Source organism: Klebsiella sp. CD33 (assembly GCF_051992865.1).
In the GTDB taxonomy this organism is placed as follows: Bacteria; Pseudomonadota; Gammaproteobacteria; order Enterobacterales; family Enterobacteriaceae; genus Klebsiella; species Klebsiella pneumoniae.
Window position 1 is genome coordinate 4,365,061 of record NZ_CP197023.1, and the last position, 22,790, is coordinate 4,387,850.

20 protein-coding genes and 1 pseudogene are annotated in these 22,790 nt (G+C 58.4%); 7 read left to right on the forward strand and 14 right to left on the reverse strand.

Annotated elements, in window-relative coordinates:
• Nucleotide 1 precedes the first annotated feature (1 nt).
• The 7 genes from carA to citC form a co-directional block, all read right to left on the reverse strand.
• Nucleotides 2-1,150 carry a glutamine-hydrolyzing carbamoyl-phosphate synthase small subunit gene (gene carA, locus ACR809_RS21385; protein WP_004212571.1) on the reverse strand — a complete coding sequence of 383 codons (1,149 nt, stop codon included), beginning with the start codon at nt 1,148-1,150 and terminating at the stop codon, nt 2-4.
• A gap of 457 nt (nt 1,151-1,607) precedes the next feature.
• Nucleotides 1,608-2,429 carry a 4-hydroxy-tetrahydrodipicolinate reductase gene (dapB, locus tag ACR809_RS21390; RefSeq protein ID WP_122051556.1) on the reverse strand — a complete coding sequence of 274 codons (822 nt, stop codon included), beginning with the start codon at nt 2,427-2,429 and terminating at the stop codon, nt 1,608-1,610.
• A gap of 228 nt (nt 2,430-2,657) precedes the next feature.
• Nucleotides 2,658-3,566: a triphosphoribosyl-dephospho-CoA synthase CitG gene (gene citG, locus ACR809_RS21395; protein WP_004222628.1), complete on the reverse strand. Its 909-nt coding sequence runs from the start codon at nt 3,564-3,566 to the stop codon at nt 2,658-2,660.
• 18 nt (nt 3,567-3,584) lie between these two features.
• Nucleotides 3,585-5,111: a citrate lyase subunit alpha gene (gene citF, locus ACR809_RS21400; protein WP_122051557.1), complete on the reverse strand. Its 1,527-nt coding sequence runs from the start codon at nt 5,109-5,111 to the stop codon at nt 3,585-3,587.
• Nucleotides 5,112-5,121: 10 nt separating this feature from the next.
• Nucleotides 5,122-5,991, reverse strand: a complete 870-nt coding sequence (citE, locus tag ACR809_RS21405) for a citrate (pro-3S)-lyase subunit beta (protein WP_004151372.1) — start codon at nt 5,989-5,991, stop codon at nt 5,122-5,124.
• Nucleotides 5,988-6,281 carry a citrate lyase acyl carrier protein gene (gene citD, locus ACR809_RS21410; RefSeq protein ID WP_004151373.1) on the reverse strand — a complete coding sequence of 98 codons (294 nt, stop codon included), beginning with the start codon at nt 6,279-6,281 and terminating at the stop codon, nt 5,988-5,990. The genes citE and citD overlap by 4 nt, the downstream gene beginning before the upstream one ends.
• 30 nt (nt 6,282-6,311) lie before the next feature.
• The gene (gene citC / locus ACR809_RS21415; protein WP_004222626.1) at nt 6,312-7,340 is read right to left on the reverse strand and encodes a [citrate (pro-3S)-lyase] ligase; all 1,029 of its coding nucleotides are present in this window, start codon (nt 7,338-7,340) and stop codon (nt 6,312-6,314) included.
• A 256-nt stretch (nt 7,341-7,596) separates the two neighbouring features.
• Between citC and citS the strand changes: the two genes are divergently transcribed.
• The 6 genes from citS (at nt 7,597) to citB (ending at nt 14,946) form a co-directional block, all read left to right on the forward strand.
• Complete coding sequence (citS, locus tag ACR809_RS21420) at nt 7,597-8,937, forward strand: citrate/sodium symporter CitS (RefSeq protein WP_122051558.1); 1,341 nt, start codon at nt 7,597-7,599, stop codon at nt 8,935-8,937.
• A 146-nt stretch (nt 8,938-9,083) separates the two neighbouring features.
• A complete protein-coding gene (locus ACR809_RS21425) occupies nt 9,084-9,335 on the forward strand; it encodes an oxaloacetate decarboxylase subunit gamma (RefSeq protein ID WP_009309204.1) in 252 nt (83 codons plus the stop codon).
• 15 nt (nt 9,336-9,350) lie between these two features.
• Nucleotides 9,351-11,132 carry a sodium-extruding oxaloacetate decarboxylase subunit alpha gene (gene oadA / locus ACR809_RS21430; protein WP_122051559.1) on the forward strand — a complete coding sequence of 594 codons (1,782 nt, stop codon included), beginning with the start codon at nt 9,351-9,353 and terminating at the stop codon, nt 11,130-11,132.
• Between the two features lie 15 nt (nt 11,133-11,147).
• Nucleotides 11,148-12,449: an oxalacetate decarboxylase subunit beta gene (locus ACR809_RS21435; protein WP_004147009.1), complete on the forward strand. Its 1,302-nt coding sequence runs from the start codon at nt 11,148-11,150 to the stop codon at nt 12,447-12,449.
• A gap of 171 nt (nt 12,450-12,620) precedes the next feature.
• Nucleotides 12,621-14,249: a citrate sensor histidine kinase CitA gene (gene citA / locus ACR809_RS21440; RefSeq protein WP_004151379.1), complete on the forward strand. Its 1,629-nt coding sequence runs from the start codon at nt 12,621-12,623 to the stop codon at nt 14,247-14,249.
• Entirely contained in the window at nt 14,242-14,946 is a 705-nt protein-coding gene (citB, locus tag ACR809_RS21445; protein ID WP_004222618.1) for a citrate response regulator transcription factor CitB, read from the forward strand. Before citA ends, citB begins: the two co-directional genes overlap by 8 nt.
• Nucleotides 14,947-14,951: 5 nt before the next feature.
• Here the strand turns inward: citB and ACR809_RS21450 are convergent, their stop codons facing one another.
• Nucleotides 14,952-15,581: a hypothetical protein gene (locus tag ACR809_RS21450; protein ID WP_004192057.1), complete on the reverse strand. Its 630-nt coding sequence runs from the start codon at nt 15,579-15,581 to the stop codon at nt 14,952-14,954.
• 92 nt (nt 15,582-15,673) lie between these two features.
• On the opposite strand from ACR809_RS21450, the gene ACR809_RS21455 reads away from it, so the two are divergent.
• Nucleotides 15,674-16,603 carry a LysR family transcriptional regulator gene (locus tag ACR809_RS21455; RefSeq protein WP_009309189.1) on the forward strand — a complete coding sequence of 310 codons (930 nt, stop codon included), beginning with the start codon at nt 15,674-15,676 and terminating at the stop codon, nt 16,601-16,603.
• On the opposite strand, the gene ACR809_RS21460 is transcribed toward ACR809_RS21455, so the two are convergent.
• The 6 genes and pseudogenes from ACR809_RS21460 to ileS form a co-directional block, all read right to left on the reverse strand.
• Nucleotides 16,551-16,916, reverse strand: a complete 366-nt coding sequence (locus ACR809_RS21460) for a DUF805 domain-containing protein (protein ID WP_009309187.1) — start codon at nt 16,914-16,916, stop codon at nt 16,551-16,553. The genes ACR809_RS21455 and ACR809_RS21460 overlap by 53 nt on opposite strands.
• A 30-nt stretch (nt 16,917-16,946) precedes the next feature.
• Nucleotides 16,947-17,860: pseudogene (gene rihC / locus ACR809_RS21465) on the reverse strand (ribonucleoside hydrolase RihC).
• 66 nt (nt 17,861-17,926) lie between these two features.
• Entirely contained in the window at nt 17,927-18,877 is a 951-nt protein-coding gene (ispH, locus tag ACR809_RS21470; protein WP_002887979.1) for a 4-hydroxy-3-methylbut-2-enyl diphosphate reductase, read from the reverse strand.
• A 1-nt stretch (nt 18,878) separates the two neighbouring features.
• Nucleotides 18,879-19,328, reverse strand: coding sequence for an FKBP-type peptidyl-prolyl cis-trans isomerase (fkpB, locus tag ACR809_RS21475; RefSeq protein ID WP_002887976.1), 450 nt, complete (start codon nt 19,326-19,328; stop codon nt 18,879-18,881).
• Between the two features lie 115 nt (nt 19,329-19,443).
• Nucleotides 19,444-19,944 (reverse strand): signal peptidase II, encoded by a 501-nt coding sequence (gene lspA / locus ACR809_RS21480; protein ID WP_002887973.1) that lies wholly within the window; start codon nt 19,942-19,944, stop codon nt 19,444-19,446.
• Nucleotides 19,944-22,760, reverse strand: coding sequence for an isoleucine--tRNA ligase (gene ileS, locus ACR809_RS21485; protein ID WP_032424365.1), 2,817 nt, complete (start codon nt 22,758-22,760; stop codon nt 19,944-19,946). Before ileS ends, lspA begins: the two co-directional genes overlap by 1 nt.
• Nucleotides 22,761-22,790 lie beyond the last annotated feature (30 nt).

The following is a 22,790-nucleotide window of genomic DNA, read 5'->3' on the forward strand; positions in this document are numbered from 1 at the left end:
ATTATTTCGCGGACTGACGGTATTGCTCAATTAACTCGATAAAGTGGTCGAACAGCGGCGCGGCATCGTGCGGCCCCGGGCTCGCTTCAGGGTGCCCCTGGAAGCTGAACGCCGGTTTGTCGGTACGATGGATCCCCTGCAGGGTGCCGTCGAACAGCGACTTATGGGTCACGCGCAGGTTGGCCGGCAGCGTCGCCTCATCTACAGCGAAACCGTGGTTCTGGGCAGTGATCATCACCACGTTGTTATCAATATCTTTTACCGGGTGGTTGCCGCCGTGGTGGCCGAACTTCATCTTAATGGTCTTGGCACCGCTCGCCAGCGCCAGTAGCTGATGGCCAAGGCAGATGCCGAATACCGGAATATCGGTCTCAAGGAATTTTTCAATCGCCTCGATAGCGTAATCGCACGGCGCCGGGTCGCCAGGGCCGTTGGAGAGGAAGATACCGTCCGGATTGAGCGCCAGCACGTCCGCGGCGGAGGTCTTCGCCGGCACCACCGTCAGGCGGCAGCCGCGGTCAACCAGCATGCGCAGGATGTTGCGTTTCGCGCCGAAGTCATATGCCACAACGTGGAACGGCAGCTCGCTTTCCGCTTTCGCTTCCGGCAGGTCGCCCGCCAGGGTCCAGCTGCCTTGCGTCCAGCTATAGGTTTCTGCGGTGGTCACTTCCTTCGCCAAGTCCATGCCGTTCAGGCCCGGGAACGCTTTCGCTTTTTCCAGCGCCAGCTGGGCATCCGGGCTGTCGCCCGCGATGATGCAGCCGTTCTGCGCCCCTTTCTCACGCAGCAGACGCGTCAGCTTGCGGGTATCGATATCGGCAATCGCCACGATGTTATGGCGCTTCAGATAAGAAGAGAGGTCTTCAGTACTGCGGAAGTTGCTGGCAATCAGCGGCAGGTCGCGAATAACCAGACCCTGCGCATGTACCTGAGAAGATTCTTCATCGGCGGCGTTGGTGCCGACATTACCAATATGAGGATAAGTAAGAGTGACGATTTGGCGGGAATAGGAAGGATCAGTGAGGATTTCTTGATAACCGGTCATTGAAGTATTGAAAACGACTTCCCCAACCGCCGTGCCGGTTGCCCCGATGGCCCGACCGTGAAACTGGGTTCCGTCTTCCAGAACCAATAGCGCTGACTTAATCAAAACATCCTCCAGAGAATATCCACTCACTTTATTTGCATATTAATTCATAAACACGATCTGAATCAATGCAAATCTGTTGCCCGCAGATTTTTGGCAAACGGCGGCATTCTGGAGAGATGTCGGATAAAAGTCAACTTAAAGCGGAGATTTTTAATGTCATTTTACGCCACTGGTGCGTAACACGTGATTTTTACGCCAAAAAGATCAACAAACCTGGCTGAGAAAACGCTTGCGGATGTGGAAGAGTGTAAAACAGAGCGATGCTCGGCAAAAAAGTGGACCAGATGGTCAAAATTTACATTTCATTCACTAAAAAATACGCTAATACTGTATTTTTTACGCGTTAAACTCAAAACATCCACCTTAATACGTAAAAATAAAAAAGGGCAACAAAATATTGCCCTTTGCATCAATAACTTATTGATAGCAATAACCACATCACGATGGGTAATAATCGTTATAAACTATTCAGATCCAGCACATCACGCATATCAAACAGGCCATTTTTCTTGTCTTTCAGCCATAATGCTGAACGAACGGCGCCATTTGCAAAGGTCATGCGGCTGGACGCTTTATGGCTGATTTCAATACGCTCACCGATGTCAGCAAACATTGCCGTATGCTCCCCGACGATATCGCCCGCGCGAACGGTCGCGAAGCCGATGGTGCCCGGGACGCGTTCGCCAGTGTAGCCTTCACGACTGTAGACCGCGCAGTCCTTAAGATCTTTGTTCAATGCCCCGGCGATCGCTTCGCCCATCGCCAGCGCGGTGCCTGACGGCGCATCCACTTTATGCCGGTGGTGCGCTTCGATAATTTCGATGTCGGTATAGTCGCCCATCACCTTCGCCGCCTTCTCCAGCAGCTTCAACAGGACATTGACGCCAACGCTAAAGTTAGCGGCGAAGACAATGGCAATGTCCTGCGCGGCATCGCGAATCGCCTGTTTGCCAGCGTCGTCAAAACCGGTGGTGCCGATGACCATCCCTTTGCCATGCTCGTGGCAAAACGCCAGATGGTTCAGCGTGCCTTCCGGGCGGGTAAAATCGATCAACACGTCGAAATCATCTTTTACCGCCGCCAGGCTGCTCTGCACCGCGACGCCCGCTTTGCCGGCGCCCGCCAGCTCGCCGGCGTCGCTGCCCACCAGGCTTGACCCTTCGCGCTCCAGCGCCGCGCCCAGCGCCACGCCTTCCATCTGCAATGCAGCCTGAATTAACTGGCGTCCCATCCGGCCGCCCGCGCCGGCGATGGCCACGCGGATTTGTGCATCATGCATAGCTATTCTCTTTTGTTAACATTACGTAAATTGTTTTCAGAGTAACCAGCCCGTCAGCGGGCCGCTACTCAAAAACGCCGATAATTAGAAATTTATGACAAACGGCGGACGATATCAGTAAAAACTATACGATTGTGCCGCGATTCCGTGTTTACCGGATGACAACCGGGAAGGCTAATGATGGCGCCTTCGCCCGTACAGTGCGGGCGAAGGCGGTATTGCAGTGGGTTACAGCGGGAAAAGCGCGCCGGCGGGAAACGCGGATAAAAACCAGGTCACCGCCAGCAGATCGGCGCTGCCGCCGGGGCTGAGATGGCGGGCAATCAGCTCATCGTCAAACTGTCGCAGCGCCTCCAGGCCGCCGTCCGCCAGCACGCCGCCCTGCCACAGCAGTCGCTGCGCCTCCTGCTGGACAAAGTTCAGCCCGGCAAGCCCGCCGCGCGAGACCAGGTTGGTGTCATCATTCCACGCCATCAGATGCAGCAGGGTTTGCAGTAGCGCCAGATTACTGTCGCCGGTCTCTTCCATCATGCGGGTAAAGACTGGCATGGCCTGGGTACGCACCGTCAGGAAACCGCTCTCCGCCTCGCCGCGGGCCCCGGAGAGACCATAGCGCAGAAAATGAGCCTCGCCTTTACTGAGCCGTTCCCCGCCAGCAGAAGACAACTCCTGCATAACCATGCCGCGACAGAAGCGCGCCACCTGGTCGCAAAGCCGGTGCTGCTCTATCGGCTCACCTTTCGACACCAGCCTGCCCGCCGCCGCGCTGAGCAGGCCAAAAGCGAAGATCGCCCCGCGATGGGTATTCACCCCGCCGGTGGCCTCCAGCATATCGTTCTCACAGGCCATCCCTACCGGGCGCAGCATCATCAATACCTGCTCCGGCGCGACCGCCGCAGTATCGTGGCCCATGATGAAAAATTTCTCCATCCACGGAGCCACCACCGCGGTGCTGGCCTCAAACGAGGCCAGATCCATATCCCAGTGCGCGCCAGCGTTACGAATATCCACCAACCCGGGCTTTGGGGTCAGGCGAACTTCGGTCAACAGCGCGCGCTCTACCGCGCTGACCACCTCTTCGGCACTCAGTGGCTTCACGCGCCGCACACGCGCAGGATTAATTAACACGTCGCTCATGGCCTTTCCCCTCTGTGTTTAGTCGCTGTTTTTCACCTGACGAATCACATCGATGACCGAACCATCGCGATAGCGCACCACCGCCACCACCCGATCGGTGAATTCGATCGGCTGCGGCTTGCCAGTCAACAGCTCAGCACGCTGCTGCAGTTCCTCAATGGTCATCAGCGGAATGCCTGCGCTGCGCAAATTGTCGATCAGGTCCTGACGTGCCGGGTTGACCGCAATGCCGTGGTCAGTGACCAGCACATCCACGCTGGCCCCCGGCGTGACGCGGGTCAGCACCTTTTCCACGACGCAGGGAATACGGCCGCGAACTAACGGCGCGGTAATAATGGTCAAATCCGCACCGGCGGCGGTATCGCTATGGCCACCGGACGCCCCGCGCAGCACACCGTTAGAACCGGTCATCACGTTAACGTTAAAGTCGATATCAATTTCCAGCGCGCTGAGCATCACCACGTTTAAGCGCTCGCAGGAGGCGCCTTTGGAGCCCGGGCTGGCATACTGATTGGTGGAGATCTCGACATGGTTCGGGTTCTGCGCCAGCGAACGCGCCGCGTCGCCATCGAAGGACTGGGTATCGAGCAGCGTTTTGATCAACCCTTTTTCGTGCAAATCGACCATCGTCCCGGTGATACCGCCGAGGCCGAAGCTGGCGGTAATGCCGTTACGGCGCATTTTATCTTCAAGGAAGCGAGTTACTGCCAGCGAGGCGCCGCCGGTACCGGTCTGCAGCGAGAAACCCTCTTTAAAGTAACCGGAGTGCTCAACGACTTTCGCCGCCTGGCGGGCGATCAGCAGCTCGCGCGGGTTGCTGGTCAGACGGATGGCACCCGCGGTAATTTTTTGCGGATCGCCGACTTCATCTACCTGGACTATCAGATCCACCTGATCCTGGGCAATACTGGCCAGATAGTTAGGATAATTCACCCACTCTTCGGTGAGCAGCACCACGCATTTAGCGTGCTCGGCATCGACGCGCGCGTAGCCCAGAGAACCGCAGCGTGATTTACCGCTAAAGCCGTTGGCGTTGCCAAACTCATCGCAGCAAGGAACGCCGAGAAACGCGACATCAATCGACAGCTCGCCGCTTTGAATCAGCTGTACGCGACCGCCGTGGGAGTGGATCTGCACCGGGTTTTCCATTAAACCGGCGGAGATCTCCTCGCCCAACTTGCCGCGCAGGCCGGAGGTGTAGATCTGGCGGATCACGCCATTTTTAATATGCTCGATCAGCGGCCAGTGGGCGTCGATCAGAGAACTGGATGCCAGCGTCAGATCGCGAAAACCCATTTCCGCCAGCTTCGCCACTACCATATTGACGACTTTGTCACCGCCGCGAAACGCGTGGTGAAACGAGATGGTCATGCCGTTTTGCAGGCCGGAGCGACGGATTGCCGTTTCCAGCGAATCGCAGATTTTGCGCTGGCGCTTTTCGCTCTCGCTCGCCAGCCAGGGACTTTTCGCCGTTACGCCGGCATAAGGTGTCAGTCCATTCGGCATCACGTACTGCTGATTAAGCATTGCTACTGTCTCTTTCATCTTATTCCCCTTAATCACGAATACCGGAAGCCGAGAGCGCCACCACTTTGCGAGCATGGTCGATAATCGGTCCATCGATCATCTTGCCGTTCAGCGATACCACACCCAGACCTCGCGTTTCGGCTTCTTCCGCCGCGGCAATCACTTCCAGCGCGTGATCGACCTCTTTGCGCGTCGGGGCATAGACCTGATGCAGGAGTTCAATTTGTCGTGGGTTAACCAACGATTTGCCGTTAAAACCGAGGTTTTTGGCCAGATTCGCTTCCGCCAGGAAGCCCTCTTCGTTATTGATATCCGACCACACCACGTCATAGGCGGCGATGCCGGCAACGCGGGCGGCATGCAGTACAGCGCAGCGGGCGTAGAACAGTTCAGTACCGTCGCCGCGAGAGGTGCCCATATCCATGACGTAATCGAAGGCCGCCAGCGCGATCGCCGCCAGACGCGGGCTGGCGCGGGCGATCTCCACCGCGTTCACCACGCCCAGCGCCGACTCAATCGCCGCCATTAACTTGGTGCTGCCCACTTCCCGGCCGCACTCGCGTTCAATCCGCTCAACATGCGCTTCCAGCTCATGGATATCTTCTTTGCTGTCGGTTTTCGGCAGACGCACCATATCCACGCCCGCGCGGACTACCGCTTCAAGGTCGGCAAGACCGAACGGCGTATTCAGCGGGTTAATGCGCACCACGGTTTCGATATCCTGATACAGTGGATGCTGCAGCGCCTGATACACCAGCAGACGAGCGGTATCTTTCTCGCGCAGCGAAACGGCATCTTCCAGGTCGAACATCACCGCATCGGCGCCGTAGACGAATGACGTGCTTAACATGGCGGCATTGGCGCCAGGGATGAACAACATACTGCGACGTGGTTTCATAGCTGGCTCCATTGTAATTGGGTCTGTTGCGCCGCGCGCAGCGCCGCGGCCTGTACGCGAGCTCGCAAAACACATTCCAGCGCGCCTTTATCATCGACCACCACGTTGGCCTGTTTCACGCCAAGCTGAGCCAGCGTTTCTCTCACTACTTGCTCAATCGCAGCGCCAAACTGTTGTTTCACAATGCTGTCGATTTCCAGCTGAATGCCCGGCTGCGCCGCCGGTCCAATCCTGACCATCACATCGCTGGACTCCAGCGTGCCGGCCAGGGCGTCAATCTTCATTTCCATAGGGGAAAATCCTTAGTTAGGGCGTATAAATCAGGCGGTTTGATGTTCGCTTTCCGCCAGTTGCATCAGAAAAGAGAGGGTTCCCGGCGGTACCAGCGCCGCGACCGCCTGCCAGTTGCGCTGTCGATAGAGTTCGCGCACTCGGGAGGCCGACACGGGTCCACCATTTTTTTCGATTCGCGCAAGCTCAACTACTTCAATGGGCGGCGCGTCGCCTGGCGCTTCCAGTAGTGACTTCATGCGCTGGTTGTAATTACGGGTCAGGGGACACAGCGGCTCGGTGCCGACAAAGCGATGGGTAATCTGCAGCGCCGGGGCCAGGCGCTCGCGGAAGAGCTGCAGGTCAATCTGGCTGTGGCAGTCATCAACCACCCCCTGCTCTTTCAGGAAATAGCCGGGGAACGTCGCCCGCGAGATCAGATACGCCGAACCGGGATGCAGCGTCACCTTATCGATGCCGGTAATCCCCTGTTCAATGAGCTTGAAGCGATCGTGATAGGAAAAGCAGGACGCATCTTCTTTGACCACAAACAGATGCAGCCAGTCGCACTGGCTGGCCGCCTGTTCTACCAACCAGCGGTGGCCAAGGGTGAAGGGATTGGCATTCATCACGATAGCGCCGATTTTTCTTCCCGGCTGACGGTACATCGCCAGCTGTCGACAGTAACGAGTCAGCCGTTCGCGGCTATTTTCCATTAGCACGGCGCGGTCGCCCGCCTGGGCTATCGGCCAGAAGCCGGCGCCGGAAAATAACGCGGCATTGCAAGGTTTAGTGAACAAAAACAGTTCGCTGCGCCCCAGCTCATAGGCCAGCGTCAGGAGCTCGGTCAGTAATTTAAGGCTCAGCCCCTCCCCCTGCAGCGAGGGATCGATGGCGATGCATTTCAGCACATTGCCGGCGATAGCACCGCAGCCGACCAGCCGCTGCTGATACTCGGCGATAATCGCCATTTCGCAGTCGGCCTCTAACGACAGTTGATGCTGGCGGAGAAACCGATCGATCGCCTCTCGCCGCGGTTTATCTTTTAATAGCTGAACGCGTTTTAATATCAGTGTCATTTTTTAGCGCTTCGTCATTTCAAAACGAACTGTATTTCGCCAGCGTTCGGCTATGGATTCTTGTATTTAAGTCACAGTTTTTCTCGTGGCTTAATTGGCTTTATGGTTTTTATGTTGTTAATTAATTCAGAATCATAAAAACAATTAAATTAATAAAAAACACGAGTATTCAGTGAAGATAATCACACCTTACCCCTGGATCTATTTATTACTATGCGCCGGTCTTACTACTCCATCAATAAACAGGATAACGTTTATGACTAACATGAGTCAGGCTCCGGCGACGGAGAAAAAGGGCGTTAGCGATCTGCTGGGATTTAAAATCTTCGGCATGCCGCTCCCCCTTTACGCATTTGCGTTAATTACACTATTACTTTCACATTTTTATAACGCTTTACCCACCGATATCGTCGGCGGCTTTGCCATCATGTTTATTATCGGCGCTATATTCGGGGAAATTGGCAACCGCCTGCCAATATTCAACAAATATATCGGTGGCGCTCCGGTGATGATTTTCCTGGTGGCGGCTTATTTTGTCTATGCCGGTATTTTTACGCAGAAAGAAATCGATGCTATCAGCAACGTTATGGATAAGAGTAACTTCCTTAACTTATTCATCGCGGTATTAATTACCGGAGCAATTCTGTCGGTAAACCGCCGCCTGCTGCTGAAATCACTGCTCGGCTATATTCCAACTATCCTGATGGGCATTGTCGGCGCGTCTATTTTTGGCATCGCTATCGGCCTGGTGTTCGGTATTCCAGTGGATCGCATCATGATGCTGTACGTCCTGCCGATCATGGGTGGCGGCAACGGCGCGGGCGCGGTCCCCCTGTCGGAGATTTACCACTCCGTCACCGGTCGTTCTCGCGAAGAGTATTACTCAACCGCTATCGCTATTCTGACCATCGCTAACATCTTCGCCATCGTCTTTGCCGCCGTCCTCGATATCATCGGCAAAAAACACACCTGGCTGAGCGGCGAAGGGGAACTGGTGCGTAAAGCCTCGTTCAAAGTGGAAGAAGATGAGAAAGCGGGACAAATCACCCATCGCGAAACCGCCGTCGGTCTGGTGCTGTCCACTACCTGCTTCCTGCTGGCCTACGTCGTGGCGAAGAAAATTCTGCCCAGCATTGGCGGTGTGGCTATTCACTATTTCGCGTGGATGGTGCTGATCGTCGCCGCGCTGAACGCCTCCGGGCTGTGCTCACCGGAAATCAAAGCCGGTGCTAAACGCTTGTCTGATTTCTTCTCCAAACAGCTGCTGTGGGTGCTGATGGTCGGGGTCGGCGTCTGCTACACCGACCTACAGGAAATTATCAACGCCATCACCTTCGCTAACGTTGTTATCGCCGCCATTATCGTTATCGGTGCGGTGCTCGGCGCGGCGATCGGTGGCTGGCTGATGGGTTTCTTCCCAATAGAATCGGCCATCACTGCAGGCCTGTGTATGGCCAACCGCGGCGGCTCCGGCGACCTGGAAGTTCTCTCTGCCTGTAACCGTATGAACCTTATCTCTTATGCGCAAATCTCCTCCCGTTTGGGCGGCGGTATTGTGCTGGTCATCGCCAGCATCGTGTTCGGCATGATGATTTAACCCATACGCACGATGGCACGTTGAACTGACAGGTGAAGAACGAATCAGGGTCCCATGCCGGGAGCGGCAGAGGGAAATCCACCCTGCTCCTTAGCCAGAAACCTTGTCAGACAGCGCGTCATCGTGCCCCTATTTGAGATGTATAAATGACTGACAATGCCATCCTGTTAGGCGAAGGCTTCACCCTGATGTTTCTCGGCATGGGTTTTGTACTGGTGTTCCTGCTGCTGCTCATTTTCGCCATCCGGGGAATGTCCCTCGCCGTCAACCGCCTGTTTCCCGAGCCGCCCGCCGCCCCCGCAGCGGCGCCGGCCGCCGTCGCGCCCGCCGACGATTTCGCCCGCCTGAAGCCGGCGATTGTCGCCGCCATTCACCACCATCGCCGTCTTCACCCTTAATTCACGGAGGAATTCATGACCGTTGCCATTACCGATGTCGTCCTGCGCGACGCCCACCAGTCCCTGTTCGCCACCCGTCTGCGTCTCGACGATATGCTGCCCGTTGCCGCTCAGCTGGACGACGTCGGCTACCGCTCGCTGGAGTGCTGGGGCGGCGCCACCTTTGACGCCTGCATCCGCTTTCTCGGCGAGGACCCGTGGGTCCGCCTGCGCGAGCTGAAAAAGGCGATGCCCAAGACCCCGCTGCAGATGCTGCTCCGCGGCCAGAACCTGCTCGGCTACCGCCACTACGCCGACGACGTGGTGGAGCGCTTCGTGGAGCGCGCCGTCAAAAACGGCATGGACGTCTTCCGCGTCTTCGATGCCATGAACGACCCGCGCAACATGCAGGCCGCCCTGCAGGCGGTCCGCCGCCACGGCGCCCACGCCCAGGGTACGCTTTCGTACACCACCAGCCCGGCCCACACCCTGCAGACCTGGCTCGACCTCACCGAACAGCTGCTGGAGACCGGCGTTGACTCCGTCGCCATCAAGGACATGTCCGGCATTCTGACGCCGCATGCCGCCTTTGAGCTGGTCAGCGAAATCAAGAAGCGCTACGACGTCACCCTGCACCTGCACTGCCATGCCACCACCGGGATGGCGGAGATGGCCCTGCTGAAGGCCATTGAAGCCGGGGTCGACGGCGTCGATACCGCCATCTCCTCGATGAGCGGCACCTATGGCCACCCGGCCACCGAGGCGCTGGTCGCCACCCTCGCCGGCACGCCGTACGACACCGGCCTCAATATCCACAGGCTGGAGAGCATCGCCGCGTACTTTCGCGAGGTGCGCAAAAAATACCACGCCTTCGAAGGCCAGCTGAAAGGCACCGACAGCCGTATCCTCGTCGCCCAGGTGCCGGGCGGGATGCTCACCAACCTTGAAGGCCAGCTGAAGCAGCAGAGCGCCGCCCACCGTCTGGATGAAGTACTGGCGGAAATCCCCCGCGTGCGCGAGGACCTCGGCTTCATCCCGCTGGTGACCCCGACCTCGCAGATTGTCGGCACCCAGGCGGTGCTCAACGTGCTGGGCGGCGAGCGCTACAAAACCATCGCGAAGGAGACCGCCGGTATCCTGAAGGGCGAGTACGGCCGCACCCCGGCCCCGGTGAACGCCGCCCTGCAGGCGCGGGTGCTCGACGGCGCCGACCCGGTGACCTGCCGCCCGGCCGACCTGCTGAAGCCGGAGCTGGCCGCGCTGGAAGCCGACGTCAGACGCCAGGCGCAGGAGAAGGGCATCACGCTTGCCGAAAACGCCATCGACGACGTGCTCACCGTGGCGCTGTTCCCGCAAATCGGCCTGAAGTTCCTCGAAAACCGCCACAACCCGGCGGCCTTTGAGCCGGTACCGCAGGCGGAAGCCGCGCAGCCAGTGGCAAAAGCAGAAAAACCTGCCGCCTCCGGCGTCTACACCGTGGAGGTGGAAGGCAAAGCCTTTGTGGTCAAAGTCAGCGACGGCGGCGACGTCAGCCAGCTGACGGCGGCTGCTCCTGCTCCTGCTCCTGCACCCGCCGCTGCCGCCGCTGCCGCCCCGGCCGGCGCCGGCACCCCGGTGACCGCCCCGCTGGCGGGCACTATCTGGAAGGTGCTGGCCAGCGAAGGCCAGACGGTGGCCGCAGGCGAGGTGCTGCTGATTCTGGAAGCCATGAAGATGGAAACCGAAATCCGCGCCGCGCAGGCCGGGACCGTGCGCGGTATCGCGGTGAAAGCCGGCGACGCGGTGGCGGTCGGCGACACCCTGATGACTCTGGCGTAAGGACGAGGAGCGGAAATGGAAAGTCTGAACGCCCTGATTCAGGGCATGGGGCTGATGCACCTCGGCGCCGGCCAGGCGGTGATGCTGCTGGTCAGCCTGCTGCTGCTGTGGCTGGCGATTGCGAAGAAGTTCGAGCCGTTACTGCTGCTGCCGATTGGCTTCGGCGGCCTGCTCTCCAATATCCCGGAGGCCGGGCTGGCGCTCACCGCCCTGGAGAGCCTGCTGGCCCACCACGACCCGGCGCAGCTGGCGGTGATTGCCGCGAAGCTCCACTGCGCGCCGGACGTCCACGCCATCAAAGAGGCACTGGCGCTGGCCCTGCCGTCGGTGCAGGGGCAGATGGAGAGCCTCGCGGTGGACATGGGCTACTCCGCCGGGGTGCTGGCCATCTTCTATAAGGTGGCGATTGGCTCGGGCATCGCGCCGCTGGTGATTTTCATGGGCGTCGGGGCAATGACCGATTTCGGCCCGCTGCTGGCTAACCCGCGCACCCTGCTGCTGGGGGCGGCGGCGCAGTTCGGGATCTTCGCCACCGTGCTCGGGGCGCTGACGCTGAACTACTTCGGCATCATCAGCTTCACCCTGCCGCAGGCGGCGGCCATCGGCATCATCGGCGGCGCCGACGGCCCGACGGCGATTTACCTGTCGGGCAAGCTGGCGCCGGAGCTGCTGGGGGCCATTGCGGTGGCGGCGTACTCCTATATGGCGCTGGTGCCGCTGATCCAGCCGCCGATCATGAAGGCGCTGACCACGGATAAGGAGCGGAAAATTCGCATGGTGCAGCTGCGCACGGTAAGTAAGCGGGAGAAGATCCTCTTCCCGGCGGTGCTGTTGCTGCTGGTGGCGCTCCTGCTGCCGGACGCCGCGCCGCTGCTGGGGATGTTCTGCTTCGGCAACCTGATGCGCGAGAGCGGGGTGGTGGAGCGGCTGAGCGATACGGTGCAGAACGCGCTGATCAACATCGTGACCATCTTCCTCGGGCTGTCGGTGGGGGCCAAGCTGGTGGCGGACAAGTTCCTGCAGCCGCAGACGCTGGGGATCCTGGTGCTGGGGGTGATCGCCTTCTGCGTGGGGACCGCAGCCGGGGTGCTGATGGCGAAGCTGATGAACGTGTTCAGCCGGCACAAAATCAACCCGCTGATCGGCTCGGCGGGGGTGTCGGCGGTGCCGATGGCGGCGCGGGTGTCGAACAAGGTGGGTCTGGAAGCGGACGGGCAGAACTTCCTGCTGATGCACGCCATGGGCCCGAACGTGGCGGGGGTGATCGGCTCGGCGATCGCCGCCGGGGTGATGCTCAAGTACGTGCTGGCGATGTAGGCCGACATCCTTCCCGGAGGTGTGGCTGTCGCCCCACCTCCGGGCTGATTTGATACCCACTCCTGGCATGACGGGGCCGGGCACATGTCTGAAATTTTCTGTTCTGTGCTCCACCTGTCGGCGCCGGGGGCGCAAAACGGGGAGAATAACAATTTAATGTCTATCTACCCAATGTATACCCGAAAAATCACCCACTGGTTTGCCAGGCGATCGTTTCAGAATCGCATCTTCCTGCTGATCTTATTCACCTCGACGATCGTCATGCTGGCGATGTCATGGTATCTGACAGACATTACCGAGGAGCGTCTGCATTATCAGGTCGGGCAACGGGCGCTGATTCAGGCGATGCAGATTTCGGCGATGCCGGAGCTGGTGGAGGCAGTGCAGAAACGCGATCTCGCCAGAATCAAAGCCCTTATCGACCCCATGCGTTCGTTCTCCGACGCCACCTACATCACCGTCGGTGATGCCAGCGGCCAGCGCCTCTATCACGTCAATCCTGATGAAATCGGCAAATCGATGGAAGGCGGCGATAGCGATGAGGCGTTGATAAACGCTAAAAGCTACGTGTCAGTGCGCAAAGGCTCGCTGGGATCGTCGCTGCGCGGTAAATCGCCGATTCAGGACGCAACCGGCAAGGTGATCGGCATTGTGTCGGTAGGCTATACCATTGAGCAACTGGAAAACTGGCTCAGCCTGCAGATAAGTTCGCTGCTGATCCCGATGGCCATCATGTTACTGCTTCTGCTCTTTTGCGCCCGCCGCTTCTCACTGCATATCAAAAAACAGATGCTCAATATGGAACCCCAGCAGCTGTCACAGCTGTTGATCCAGCAAAGCGTGCTGTTTGAATCGGTGTTCGAAGGGCTTATCGCCATCGACTCCGATTATAAAATCACTGCGATTAATCAGACTGCGCGTCGCCTGCTCAATTTGAGTCAGCCGGAACCGACGCTTATCGGCAAACGGATCAGCAGCGTTATCTCTCAGGAGGTCTTCTTCTACGATGCGCCACAGACCAATAAAAAAGACGAGATCGTTACCTTCAATCAGATCAAAGTGATCGCCAGCCGGATGGCGGTGATCTTAAACAATGAGCCACAGGGTTGGGTGATCAGCTTTCGCAGCAAAGACGATATCAATACCCTTAGCCTGCAGCTCAGCCAGGTGCAACAGTACGCCGATAACCTGCGCGCCGTGCAGCATGAGCATCGCAATCTGATCTCCACTATCGCCGGTCTGCTGTTTCTTAAACGCTATAACCAAGCGCTGGAACTGATCCAACAGCAGTCGGAAAGTCACCAGAAGGTGATCGATTTTATTGCACGCAATTTCCAGGACAACCACCTGGCCGGGCTGTTGATCGGCAAATATTACCGGGCCAAAGAGCTTGGACTTGAGCTGATTTTCGATCCGGCCTGCTTCGTTGATAGATTACCTACCGCCCTTTCGCACAACGAATGGATCTCGATCGTGGGGAATCTACTTGATAACGCCTACAATGCCAGCCTGCGTCAACCGCAGGGTTCAAAACAGATCGAATGCCTGATCAACAGTGATGGCCAGGAGGTGATCATTGAGATCGCCGACCAGGGATGCGGCATTGACGAGGCGCTGCGCGATCGGATCTTCGAGCGCGGCGTCACCAGCAGCGCCAGCAAAGATCATGGTATCGGACTCTGGCTGGTACGCAGCTACGTGGAACAAGCAGGCGGCAGTATCGTCGTCGAAAATAATATTCCTTTTGGCACCATTTTTACGCTTTATATCCCCCTGACCCGAGATGAACATCATGGATAGCATCACTACTCTTATTGTTGAAGACGAACCTATGCTGGCGGAGATCCTGGTGGATAACATTAAACAGTTTCCCCAGTTCGACGTCATTGGTATTGCGGATAAGCTTGAGAGCGCCAGGAAACAGCTCAGACTGTATCAACCGCAGCTGATCCTGCTGGATAATTTTTTACCCGACGGCAAAGGTATCGATCTGATCCGCCATGCAGTCAGTACACATTACAAGGGACGGATTATCTTTATTACCGCGGATAATCACATGGAAACCATCAGCGAAGCGCTGCGTCTTGGGGTGTTTGATTACCTGATTAAGCCGGTGCACTATCAGCGCCTGCAGCACACGCTGGAGCGCTTTGCCCGCTATCGTAGCTCGCTGCGCTCCAGTGAACAGGCCAGCCAGCTCCATGTCGACGCGCTGTTTAATATTCAGGCCCGGGAACAAACGGAACCCGCCAGCGCACCACTGCGCGGGATCGATGAAAGCACCTTTCAGCGCGTGCTCCAGCTGTTTGCCGACCCGACGGTGGTGCATACCGCCGACTCGCTGGCCCGTATCCTCGGCAGCAGCAAAACCACCGCTCGCCGTTATCTGGAACAAGGAGTAAAGAACGACTTTCTGGAAGCGGAAATCAGCTACGGCAAGGTTGGCCGACCTGAGCGGATCTATCACGGCAAGCAGACCTATCCTGAGCAGAGATAAAACGCTTACGCCAGGGTGTAGCTGACCACCAGCTGCCCCTTCTTCATCTTAATCTGACTAATGACAATGTCGCCCAGCTCCGCCAGACGGGCGACGTGGGTGCCTCCGCAGGGATAGGCTGGCAGCTCGCCGAATCCCACCTTGCGCATGCCATCAGCGAACGTCACCTGACGCGGTAAGTCCTGCGCCTGCCATGCCTTTACTAGCGCCAGTAGCGCACTGGCGTCCGGCAGCGCGGCGCTATTCCTGCTGGCAAAGGTTATCCGCCCTTCGCCGGGCCAGTGGTGCGCTTTCACCGGTTGCCAGCCAAGCTGTTCGCCCGCCAGGCCAAGCAGGTGGCCGGCAGAATGCAGACGAGCATGCAGCTGTCTCGCGGAGGCATCAATTTTCATCTCCACTTCACCGAGGGGAAGGGGTTGCGACAGAATATGCAGCACCCTTTCGCCGCGCACAGCCACCGTCTCAACCACCTGCCCGGCAATCCATCCGCGGTCCGCCGGTTGACCGCCCCCTTGCGGGTGAAACAGCGTCCGATCCAGTTCGATGGCGTAACGGCCATCCGCTTCTGCAGTGCAGGCAATGATCTGGGCGCGCCCGTCGGTAGCATCGCTGGTGTAATAAACCCGTTCAGTCATAGTGATTCTCCTCTCTGTCCGGCCAGTATATTATTAATGCCGACAGCGATAATCCCACCACCAGCCAATGCACTCTTGCTCCGGGAGCACAAATGAATCTGAACCTCCTGCCCGACCTCGCTCTTTTCGTTCAGATAGTCGACCAGGGCAGCTTCTCCGCCGTCGCCCGCCAGAACGGCATTACCCCTTCAGCCGTTAGCCGCAGCGTGTCACGGCTGGAGCGAGAGATGGGCTGCAAACTGCTGCAGCGTACCACCCGCAAGCTGCGTCTTAGCGATGCCGGGGAAACGATATATCAGCATGCCCAGCAGATGCTGGAAGCGGCGCGACAGGCAATGGATTCCGCAGGCAGTCGCCAAACGGTCGCCCAGGGAAAGCTGACGCTCAGCGTCCCGAAAGCCGTCGGCCGCTTTGTGATCCACCCGCTGATGATGGCGTTTTTCCACCGCTACCCGCAGGTGGACGTCTGCCTGCGGCTGGAAGATCGCCCTCTCGATTTTATCGATGACGGTATTGATCTGGCGCTACGCATCACCGATACCCCCTCCCCCGGCCTGCATGGCAAACCGCTGATGCCAATCAGGCACGTTATCTGCGCCACTGAGGCCTATTTACAGCAGCACGGTACGCCGTACACGCCGCAGGATCTGCGCTCGCATAGCTGCATTAGCCTTGGCGAAACGCCCGCCGATGCGCGCTGGAAATTCCGTCGGGAAGGCAAAACAGAAACGGTGCAAACCTACGGGCGGTACGCCGCCAACCATACCGCCGTACGCCTCGACGCGGTCAGACAGCATTTAGGGATCGGCAGCCTGCCGCTGTTCACCGCCCGTGAGGCGCTGGCGAACGGCGACATCGTGCAGGTGCTGCCCGAGTGGGAATTTATCAGCAGCTACTCAGGCGACCTGTGGCTACTGTGGGCGGGAGATAAGCATATGCCCGCCAGGATGCGGGCGATGATCGATTATCTCAGCGAGACGGTGCCGGCGCTGAACGCAGGCAGCACAGAGCCAGCGAAATAATTGCAAACCACGGAATGATAACTCCCAACACAAACCAGATCCCGGAGCGGCCGATATCATGCATCCGCCGGCAGCCTACAGCCAGCAGGGGGAGCGCCATCAACAGCAGCCACAGCGCCGCAAAGGGTATGACAACAAAACTGAGGATCCCGTAGTGAGGGTCAACAAGGGTGGCCAGACTCCAGGCGGCCACTGGCGCGGCGGCGATCAGCACATTGATAAGAAAAAACGTCCAGAACTGCTGCCGGCTGGCGCGTCCGCTAAAATTAAAGGTCTCTTTCCAGCCGCTCAAATACGCCTGTCCATAGGTCATTGCTTCTCTCCTTGAAAATCGAGTGATATATCACGGCGCCAGGGCAATCACCTCCGCCGCCCAGCGCTGAAACCCTTCGACGTCGATATCCAGCGCCACCTGGGCGTTCGCCGGCTGACCCAGTCGCCCTTCGATATCCACCACCGTGGTGCCGGCGGTCCAGGTCCCCTGCGTCTCCACCGCCACAAAGCACGGCTGGAGAGTGAACAGTTCCGGGCGGGCCAGCCACGCAATAGCGCACAAGTCGTGCATGCGCAGACCACTGCTCATGCTGCCGCTGCGATAGTGGCTAAACAGCGCATGGAGCATTTTACCGGTCTGGTTCAGCGTCGGCAGCGTCGCCAGATAATCCGCCGCCAGCAGCGCCGGTTGGTGACGTCCAGCCCGCACATCACAATCTCCAGCCCGCTGTGGAACACTTTCGCGGCGGCTTCCGGGTCGATAGCGATATTGAATTCCGCATTCGGCGTGAAGTTGCCGCGGCCCGCCGAGCCGCCCATGATCACCAGCCGGCGAATATTAAACACGCATTCCGGGTACTGGGTCAGCAGCAGCGCTATATTGGTCAGCGGGCCAATCGCCACCAGGGTGATCGGCTCGGCAGCATGCATAAGCGCATCACGGATCGCCTGGAAGGCCGGCTTCGCCAGCGGTTGACGTTGATGCTCAACAAAGTCATACCCCTCCATGCCGGATTCGCCATGCACCGAGGCGGCGTCGCGCAACGGACGCACCAGCGGCATCGACGCCCCCTGCGCCAGCGGTACATCGGCATTCCAGAAATGCAGCAATTGCAGCGCGTTACGGGTCGTCTTCTCCACCGAGACATTGCCCGCTACGGTGGTCATCAACTGCAGATCCAGCTCAGGCGCGAACAGCGCCGCGGCAATGGCGGCGGCATCGTCGATGCCCGGATCGGTATCAAGAATGATTGGTAAGCGCATGGTTTCTCCCTAAAAAAATGCCAGACGTTAAGTCTGGCATCTTCTCATACTGCTGGAGGAAAGAACTTACTCTACTTCACGGACATCCACACGCAGCTCTTTCGGCACTTCAAAGACGATATTCTCTTCCCGGCCTTCCAGCGGCACGGCTTCGCCGCCGCCCAGCTCCTGCAGGCGGGTAATGACGTTCTGCACCAGAATATCCGGCGCCGACGCGCCCGCCGTCACGCCGACGCAGGCCGCATCCTTGACCCACGCTTCCTGGATATCGGAGGCGTCGTCAATCAGGTAAGCCGCCTTACCCATCCGCTGCGCCAGCTCGGCGAGGCGGTTAGAGTTGGAGGAGTTTTTCGACCCGACCACCAGCACTACGTCAGCCTGCTCCGCCAGCGCGCGCACGGCTTCCTGACGGTTAGTGGTAGCATAGCAAATGTCGTCTTTGCGCGGGCCGACGATTTTCGGAAAACGCGCGCGCAGGGCGTCAATCACATCCGAGGTATCGTCGACGGAGAGCGTGGTCTGGGTCATAAACGACAGCCGGGCGTCATTTTTCACTTCCAGCTTCAGCACGTCTTCCGGCGACTCGACCAGGTACATCCCCCCTTGCGGGTTGTTGTACTGTCCCATGGTGCCTTCGACTTCCGGATGGCCGGCATGGCCAATCAGAATCGACTCTTCGCCGCGGCGGCTGGCGCGGGCGACTTCCATATGGACTTTGGTCACCAGCGGACAGGTGGCATCGAATACCGTCAGGTCGCGGCTCTTCGCTTCGTTGCGTACCGCCTGCGACACGCCGTGGGCGGAGAAAATCAGGATCGCGCCGTCCGGCACTTCGCTGATCTGTTCGATAAAAATGGCGCCACGCTTGCGCAGGCTATCCACCACATAGCGGTTGTGCACCACTTCATGACGAACATAGATCGGTGCGCCATACAGCGTCAGCGCGTTTTCTACAATGCTGATAGCGCGGTCAACGCCAGCGCAAAAACCGCGCGGGTTAGCCAACAGGATCTGCATGTTACTCCTCCAGCGCCGGATCGATCTCCAGCACTTCAATATCAAAATGAACAGTGCGCCCGGCCAGCGGATGGTTGAAGTCAACGGTGATGGAATCGCCGTTCACTTCGCGGATCACGCCAGGCATTTCGCTGCCATCCATTGCGGTAAAGAGCATAATCGCGCCGATCTCCGGCTCGCCAGCGTCGATAAACTCGCGGCGAGAGAAATACTGAATCAGGTCCGGGCTGGGTACGCCAAAGGCGGCGTCAGGCTCCAGCGAAAAGGCCTTTTTCTCCCCCTCTTTCAAACCGAGAAGCTGTTGCTCCAGCCCTTCAGACAAAGAGGTGTCGCCGAGGCGAAACAGCGCCGGTTTGCCGTTGCTGCGGGTGGACTCGGCAGTGGAGCCGTCGTCCAGTTTCAGAGTGAAGTGCACCAGTACCGCGCTGTTGCTCTGTACGGATTTAGACATGCAAATTGCTCGCTTGTTTAGGTCACCCGGTGCCCGGCGGCATTACGCTTACCGGGCCTACGGGGGCCAAAAATTCTGTAGGCCGGGTAAGCGTCACGTCACCCGGCATTGAGATTTACGCCTGCTCTTTCACAGTCGGTTTCGGCAGGAAGCCTTCCAGCACAATCAGCGCTGCGCCGATGCAGATCGCGCTATCGGCGAGGTTGAAGGTGGCAAAATGCCAGTCGCCGACGTAGAAGTCGATCATATCGACCACAAAGCCATGCCACAGGCGATCGAACAAGTTGCCCAGCGCGCCGCCGATAATCAGCGCGTAGGCAATATTGTTCAGCTTTTGCGTCGCCTTCGAACGGTACATCAGCACCGTCAGCACTACGCAAATGCCGATCGCGATCCCGGAAAAGAACCAGCGCTGCCAGCCGCCGCTGTCGGCGAGAAAGCTAAAGGCCGCGCCATAGTTGCGGGCATAATGCAGATTAAGCGACGGGAACAGCGGAACCGTCTCCCCCAGAGCGAAGTTCTGGAGGATCAGGAATTTGCTGCCCAGATCGATAATCAGCACGGCTACGACCACCCACAGCCAGCGTAGCCCCGTTGAACAGATCGATTTACTCATCAGGCGAATTTACGTTGCTCGCCGTCACCGGCGACGTTGCTCACACAGCGTCCGCAGATTTCCGCGTGTTCCGCCACCTTGCCGATATCGGTGGTGTAATGCCAGCAGCGCGGGCATTTCTCACCTTCAGCTTTACTCAATGCGACTTTCAACCCTTTGAGCATTTCGCTTTGCTGCGCATCAGCGGACGCGCTCGCATAGTCTGCGACGTTCGCCCCGGAGGTCAACAGGACAAATCGCAACTCATCGCCCAGCGCATTGAGCTTAGCCGCCAGATCGGCATCAGCATACAGCGTGACTGCCGCTTCCAGCGAGCCGCCGACTTTCTTATCCGCACGCGCCTGCTCGATCACCTTGTTGACTTCGCCACGCACCTTCAGCAGCTCGTCCCAGAAATCATCGTTCATCGCTTCGTCGTCGGCCAGGCCGAACAGACCTTCATACCACTCGCCGGTGAAGACATATTTCTCACGCTCGCCCGGCAGATAGCCCCAGATTTCATCTGCGGTGAAGGACATGATCGGCGCCATCCAGCGCACCAGCGCTTCCACGATATGGAACAGCGCGGTCTGGCAGCTGCGACGCGCCACGCTGTCCGCCTTGGCGGTGTACTGGCGGTCTTTGATGATGTCGAGGTAGAACGAGCCCATCTCGATGGAGCAGAAGCGCATCAGGCGCTGCACCACTTCATGGAAGTCGTAGGATTCGTAGGCTTTCAGGATATCTTCCTGTGCCGCCTGCGCGCAGCCGACCGCCCAGCGGTCCAGCACCACCATCTCTTCCGGTTTAACCATGTCTTTCGCCGGATCGAAACCGTTAAGGTTCGCCAGCAGGAAGCGCGCGGTATTACGGATACGACGATAGCTGTCCGCAGCGCGTTTGAGGATCTCGTCAGAGACCGCCATTTCGCCGGTGTAGTCGGTGGAAGCCACCCACAGGCGCAGGATATCGGCGCCGAGCTTGTTCATCACGTCCTGCGGGCTAACGGTGTTGCCGATAGACTTGGACATTTTGCGGCCCTGACCGTCGACGGTGAAGCCGTGGGTCAGTACCTGACGATATGGCGCTTTGCCTTTCATCGCCGTGGAAATCATCAGCGAGGACATGAACCAGCCGCGATGCTGGTCAGAACCTTCCAGATACATATCGGCGGCGTGACCGGCGAATTCCGGACGCACGTCAACCACGGAAGAGTGGGTCGACCCGGAGTCAAACCAGACGTCGAGGGTATCCGGCACTTTCTCGTAGCTGTCGGCGTCATCGCCAAGAATGTCGCGGGAATCGAGATCCCACCACGCCTGGATGCCGTCAACTTCAACGCGTTTTGCCACTTCTTCCATCAGCTCAAGGGTACGCGGGTGCAGTTCGTGGGTTTCTTTATGCACGAACAGCGACATCGGCACGCCCCAGGTGCGCTGACGGGAGATACACCAGTCAGGGCGGTTAGCGACCATCGATTCGATACGCGCCTGGCCCCAGTCCGGGATCCACTGCACGCCTTTGATCTCTTTCAGCGACTGCGCGCGCAGGCCTTTCTGATCCATGCTCACGAACCACTGCGGAGTGGCACGGAAGATGATCGGCGACTTGTGGCGCCAGCAGCATGGATAGCTGTGCTGCAGTTTCTCAACGTGTAACAGCGCGCCACGCTCACGCAGCATCTCAACGATGATGTCATTGGCTTTGAAAACATTAATGCCGTCCAGGGACGGCCAGGTGCCAGGCAGGTAAGCGCCGTCCGGGCCAACCGGGTTGGCGATTTCCAGACCGTATTTCTGGCTGATGGTGTAATCGTCCGGACCGTGGCCGCCAGCGGTATGCACCGCACCGGTACCGGCATCCAGCGTCACGTGGTCGCCAAGGATCGCCGGCACGTCGAAATCGAGGAACGGATGCTTAAAGCGCATCAGCTCAAGCTCAGAACCTTGTACCGCCGCCAGAATAGTGTAGTCCGTCGCGCCAACGCGCTTCATTACGCTCTCAACCAGGTCTTTCGCCAGGATCAGCGCCTGGCCGTCAACCTGCACCAGCGCATAGTCGAACTCAGGAGACAGAGAGATAGCGCGGTTGGCCGGCAGGGTCCACGGCGTGGTGGTCCAGATAACCAGCGACACCGGACCGTTGACGTCGGCTACGCCGAATTTCGCCAGTACCGCGGCTTTGTCTACCGCGTGGAACGCGACATCGATAGACGGAGAGGTTTTGTCGTAATACTCCACTTCCGCTTCCGCCAGCGCGGAACGGCAGTCTACGCACCAGTGCACCGGTTTGGCGCCTTTATGCAGGTGGCCATTACCGATGATTTTGCCCAGCGCGCGGATGATGTTGGCTTCGGTTTTGAAGTCCATGGTCAGGTACGGATGCGACCAGTCGCCCAGCACGCCGAGACGGATAAAGTCTTTACGCTGGCCATCGATCTGCTCGGCGGCATATTCGCGGCACTTAGCGCGGAATTCGGCAGCGGTAAATTTCTCACCCGGCTTGCCGTATTCCTGCTCCACTTTCAGCTCGATCGGCAGACCGTGGCAGTCCCAGCCCGGAACGTAAGGCGAGTCATAGCCCGTCAGTCCTTTGGACTTAACGATAATGTCTTTCAGAATCTTGTTTACCGAGTGACCAATATGAATGCTGCCATTCGCATAAGGAGGGCCATCATGCAGAATGAAGGTTTTTTTGCCTTTTTTGGCTGCACGAATGATGCCGTACAGGTCATCATCGGTCCAACGCGCCAGCATTCCCGGTTCGCGTTTGGCGAGGTCGCCACGCATAGGGAACCCTGTTTCCGGCAAATTCAGGGTCGATTTATAGTCACTCATCAGATTCTCGGTTCCGTATTTCGGTTTGAT

Coding starts and splice junctions, on each gene's coding strand:
- dapB (WP_122051556.1), bottom strand. CDS start 2,429: ATGCATGATGCACAAATCCGCGTGGCCATCGCCGGCGCGGGCGGCCGG.
- citG (WP_004222628.1), bottom strand. CDS start 3,566: ATGAGCGACGTGTTAATTAATCCTGCGCGTGTGCGGCGCGTGAAGCCA.
- citF (WP_122051557.1), bottom strand. CDS start 5,111: ATGAAAGAGACAGTAGCAATGCTTAATCAGCAGTACGTGATGCCGAAT.
- citE (WP_004151372.1), bottom strand. CDS start 5,991: ATGAAACCACGTCGCAGTATGTTGTTCATCCCTGGCGCCAATGCCGCC.
- citD (WP_004151373.1), bottom strand. CDS start 6,281: ATGGAAATGAAGATTGACGCCCTGGCCGGCACGCTGGAGTCCAGCGAT.
- citC (WP_004222626.1), bottom strand. CDS start 7,340: ATGACACTGATATTAAAACGCGTTCAGCTATTAAAAGATAAACCGCGG.
- citS (WP_122051558.1), top strand. CDS start 7,597: ATGACTAACATGAGTCAGGCTCCGGCGACGGAGAAAAAGGGCGTTAGC.
- ACR809_RS21425 (WP_009309204.1), top strand. CDS start 9,084: ATGACTGACAATGCCATCCTGTTAGGCGAAGGCTTCACCCTGATGTTT.
- oadA (WP_122051559.1), top strand. CDS start 9,351: ATGACCGTTGCCATTACCGATGTCGTCCTGCGCGACGCCCACCAGTCC.
- ACR809_RS21435 (WP_004147009.1), top strand. CDS start 11,148: ATGGAAAGTCTGAACGCCCTGATTCAGGGCATGGGGCTGATGCACCTC.
- citA (WP_004151379.1), top strand. CDS start 12,621: ATGTATACCCGAAAAATCACCCACTGGTTTGCCAGGCGATCGTTTCAG.
- citB (WP_004222618.1), top strand. CDS start 14,242: ATGGATAGCATCACTACTCTTATTGTTGAAGACGAACCTATGCTGGCG.
- ACR809_RS21450 (WP_004192057.1), bottom strand. CDS start 15,581: ATGACTGAACGGGTTTATTACACCAGCGATGCTACCGACGGGCGCGCC.
- ACR809_RS21455 (WP_009309189.1), top strand. CDS start 15,674: ATGAATCTGAACCTCCTGCCCGACCTCGCTCTTTTCGTTCAGATAGTC.
- ACR809_RS21460 (WP_009309187.1), bottom strand. CDS start 16,916: ATGACCTATGGACAGGCGTATTTGAGCGGCTGGAAAGAGACCTTTAAT.
- ispH (WP_002887979.1), bottom strand. CDS start 18,877: ATGCAGATCCTGTTGGCTAACCCGCGCGGTTTTTGCGCTGGCGTTGAC.
- fkpB (WP_002887976.1), bottom strand. CDS start 19,328: ATGTCTAAATCCGTACAGAGCAACAGCGCGGTACTGGTGCACTTCACT.
- lspA (WP_002887973.1), bottom strand. CDS start 19,944: ATGAGTAAATCGATCTGTTCAACGGGGCTACGCTGGCTGTGGGTGGTC.
- ileS (WP_032424365.1), bottom strand. CDS start 22,760: ATGAGTGACTATAAATCGACCCTGAATTTGCCGGAAACAGGGTTCCCT.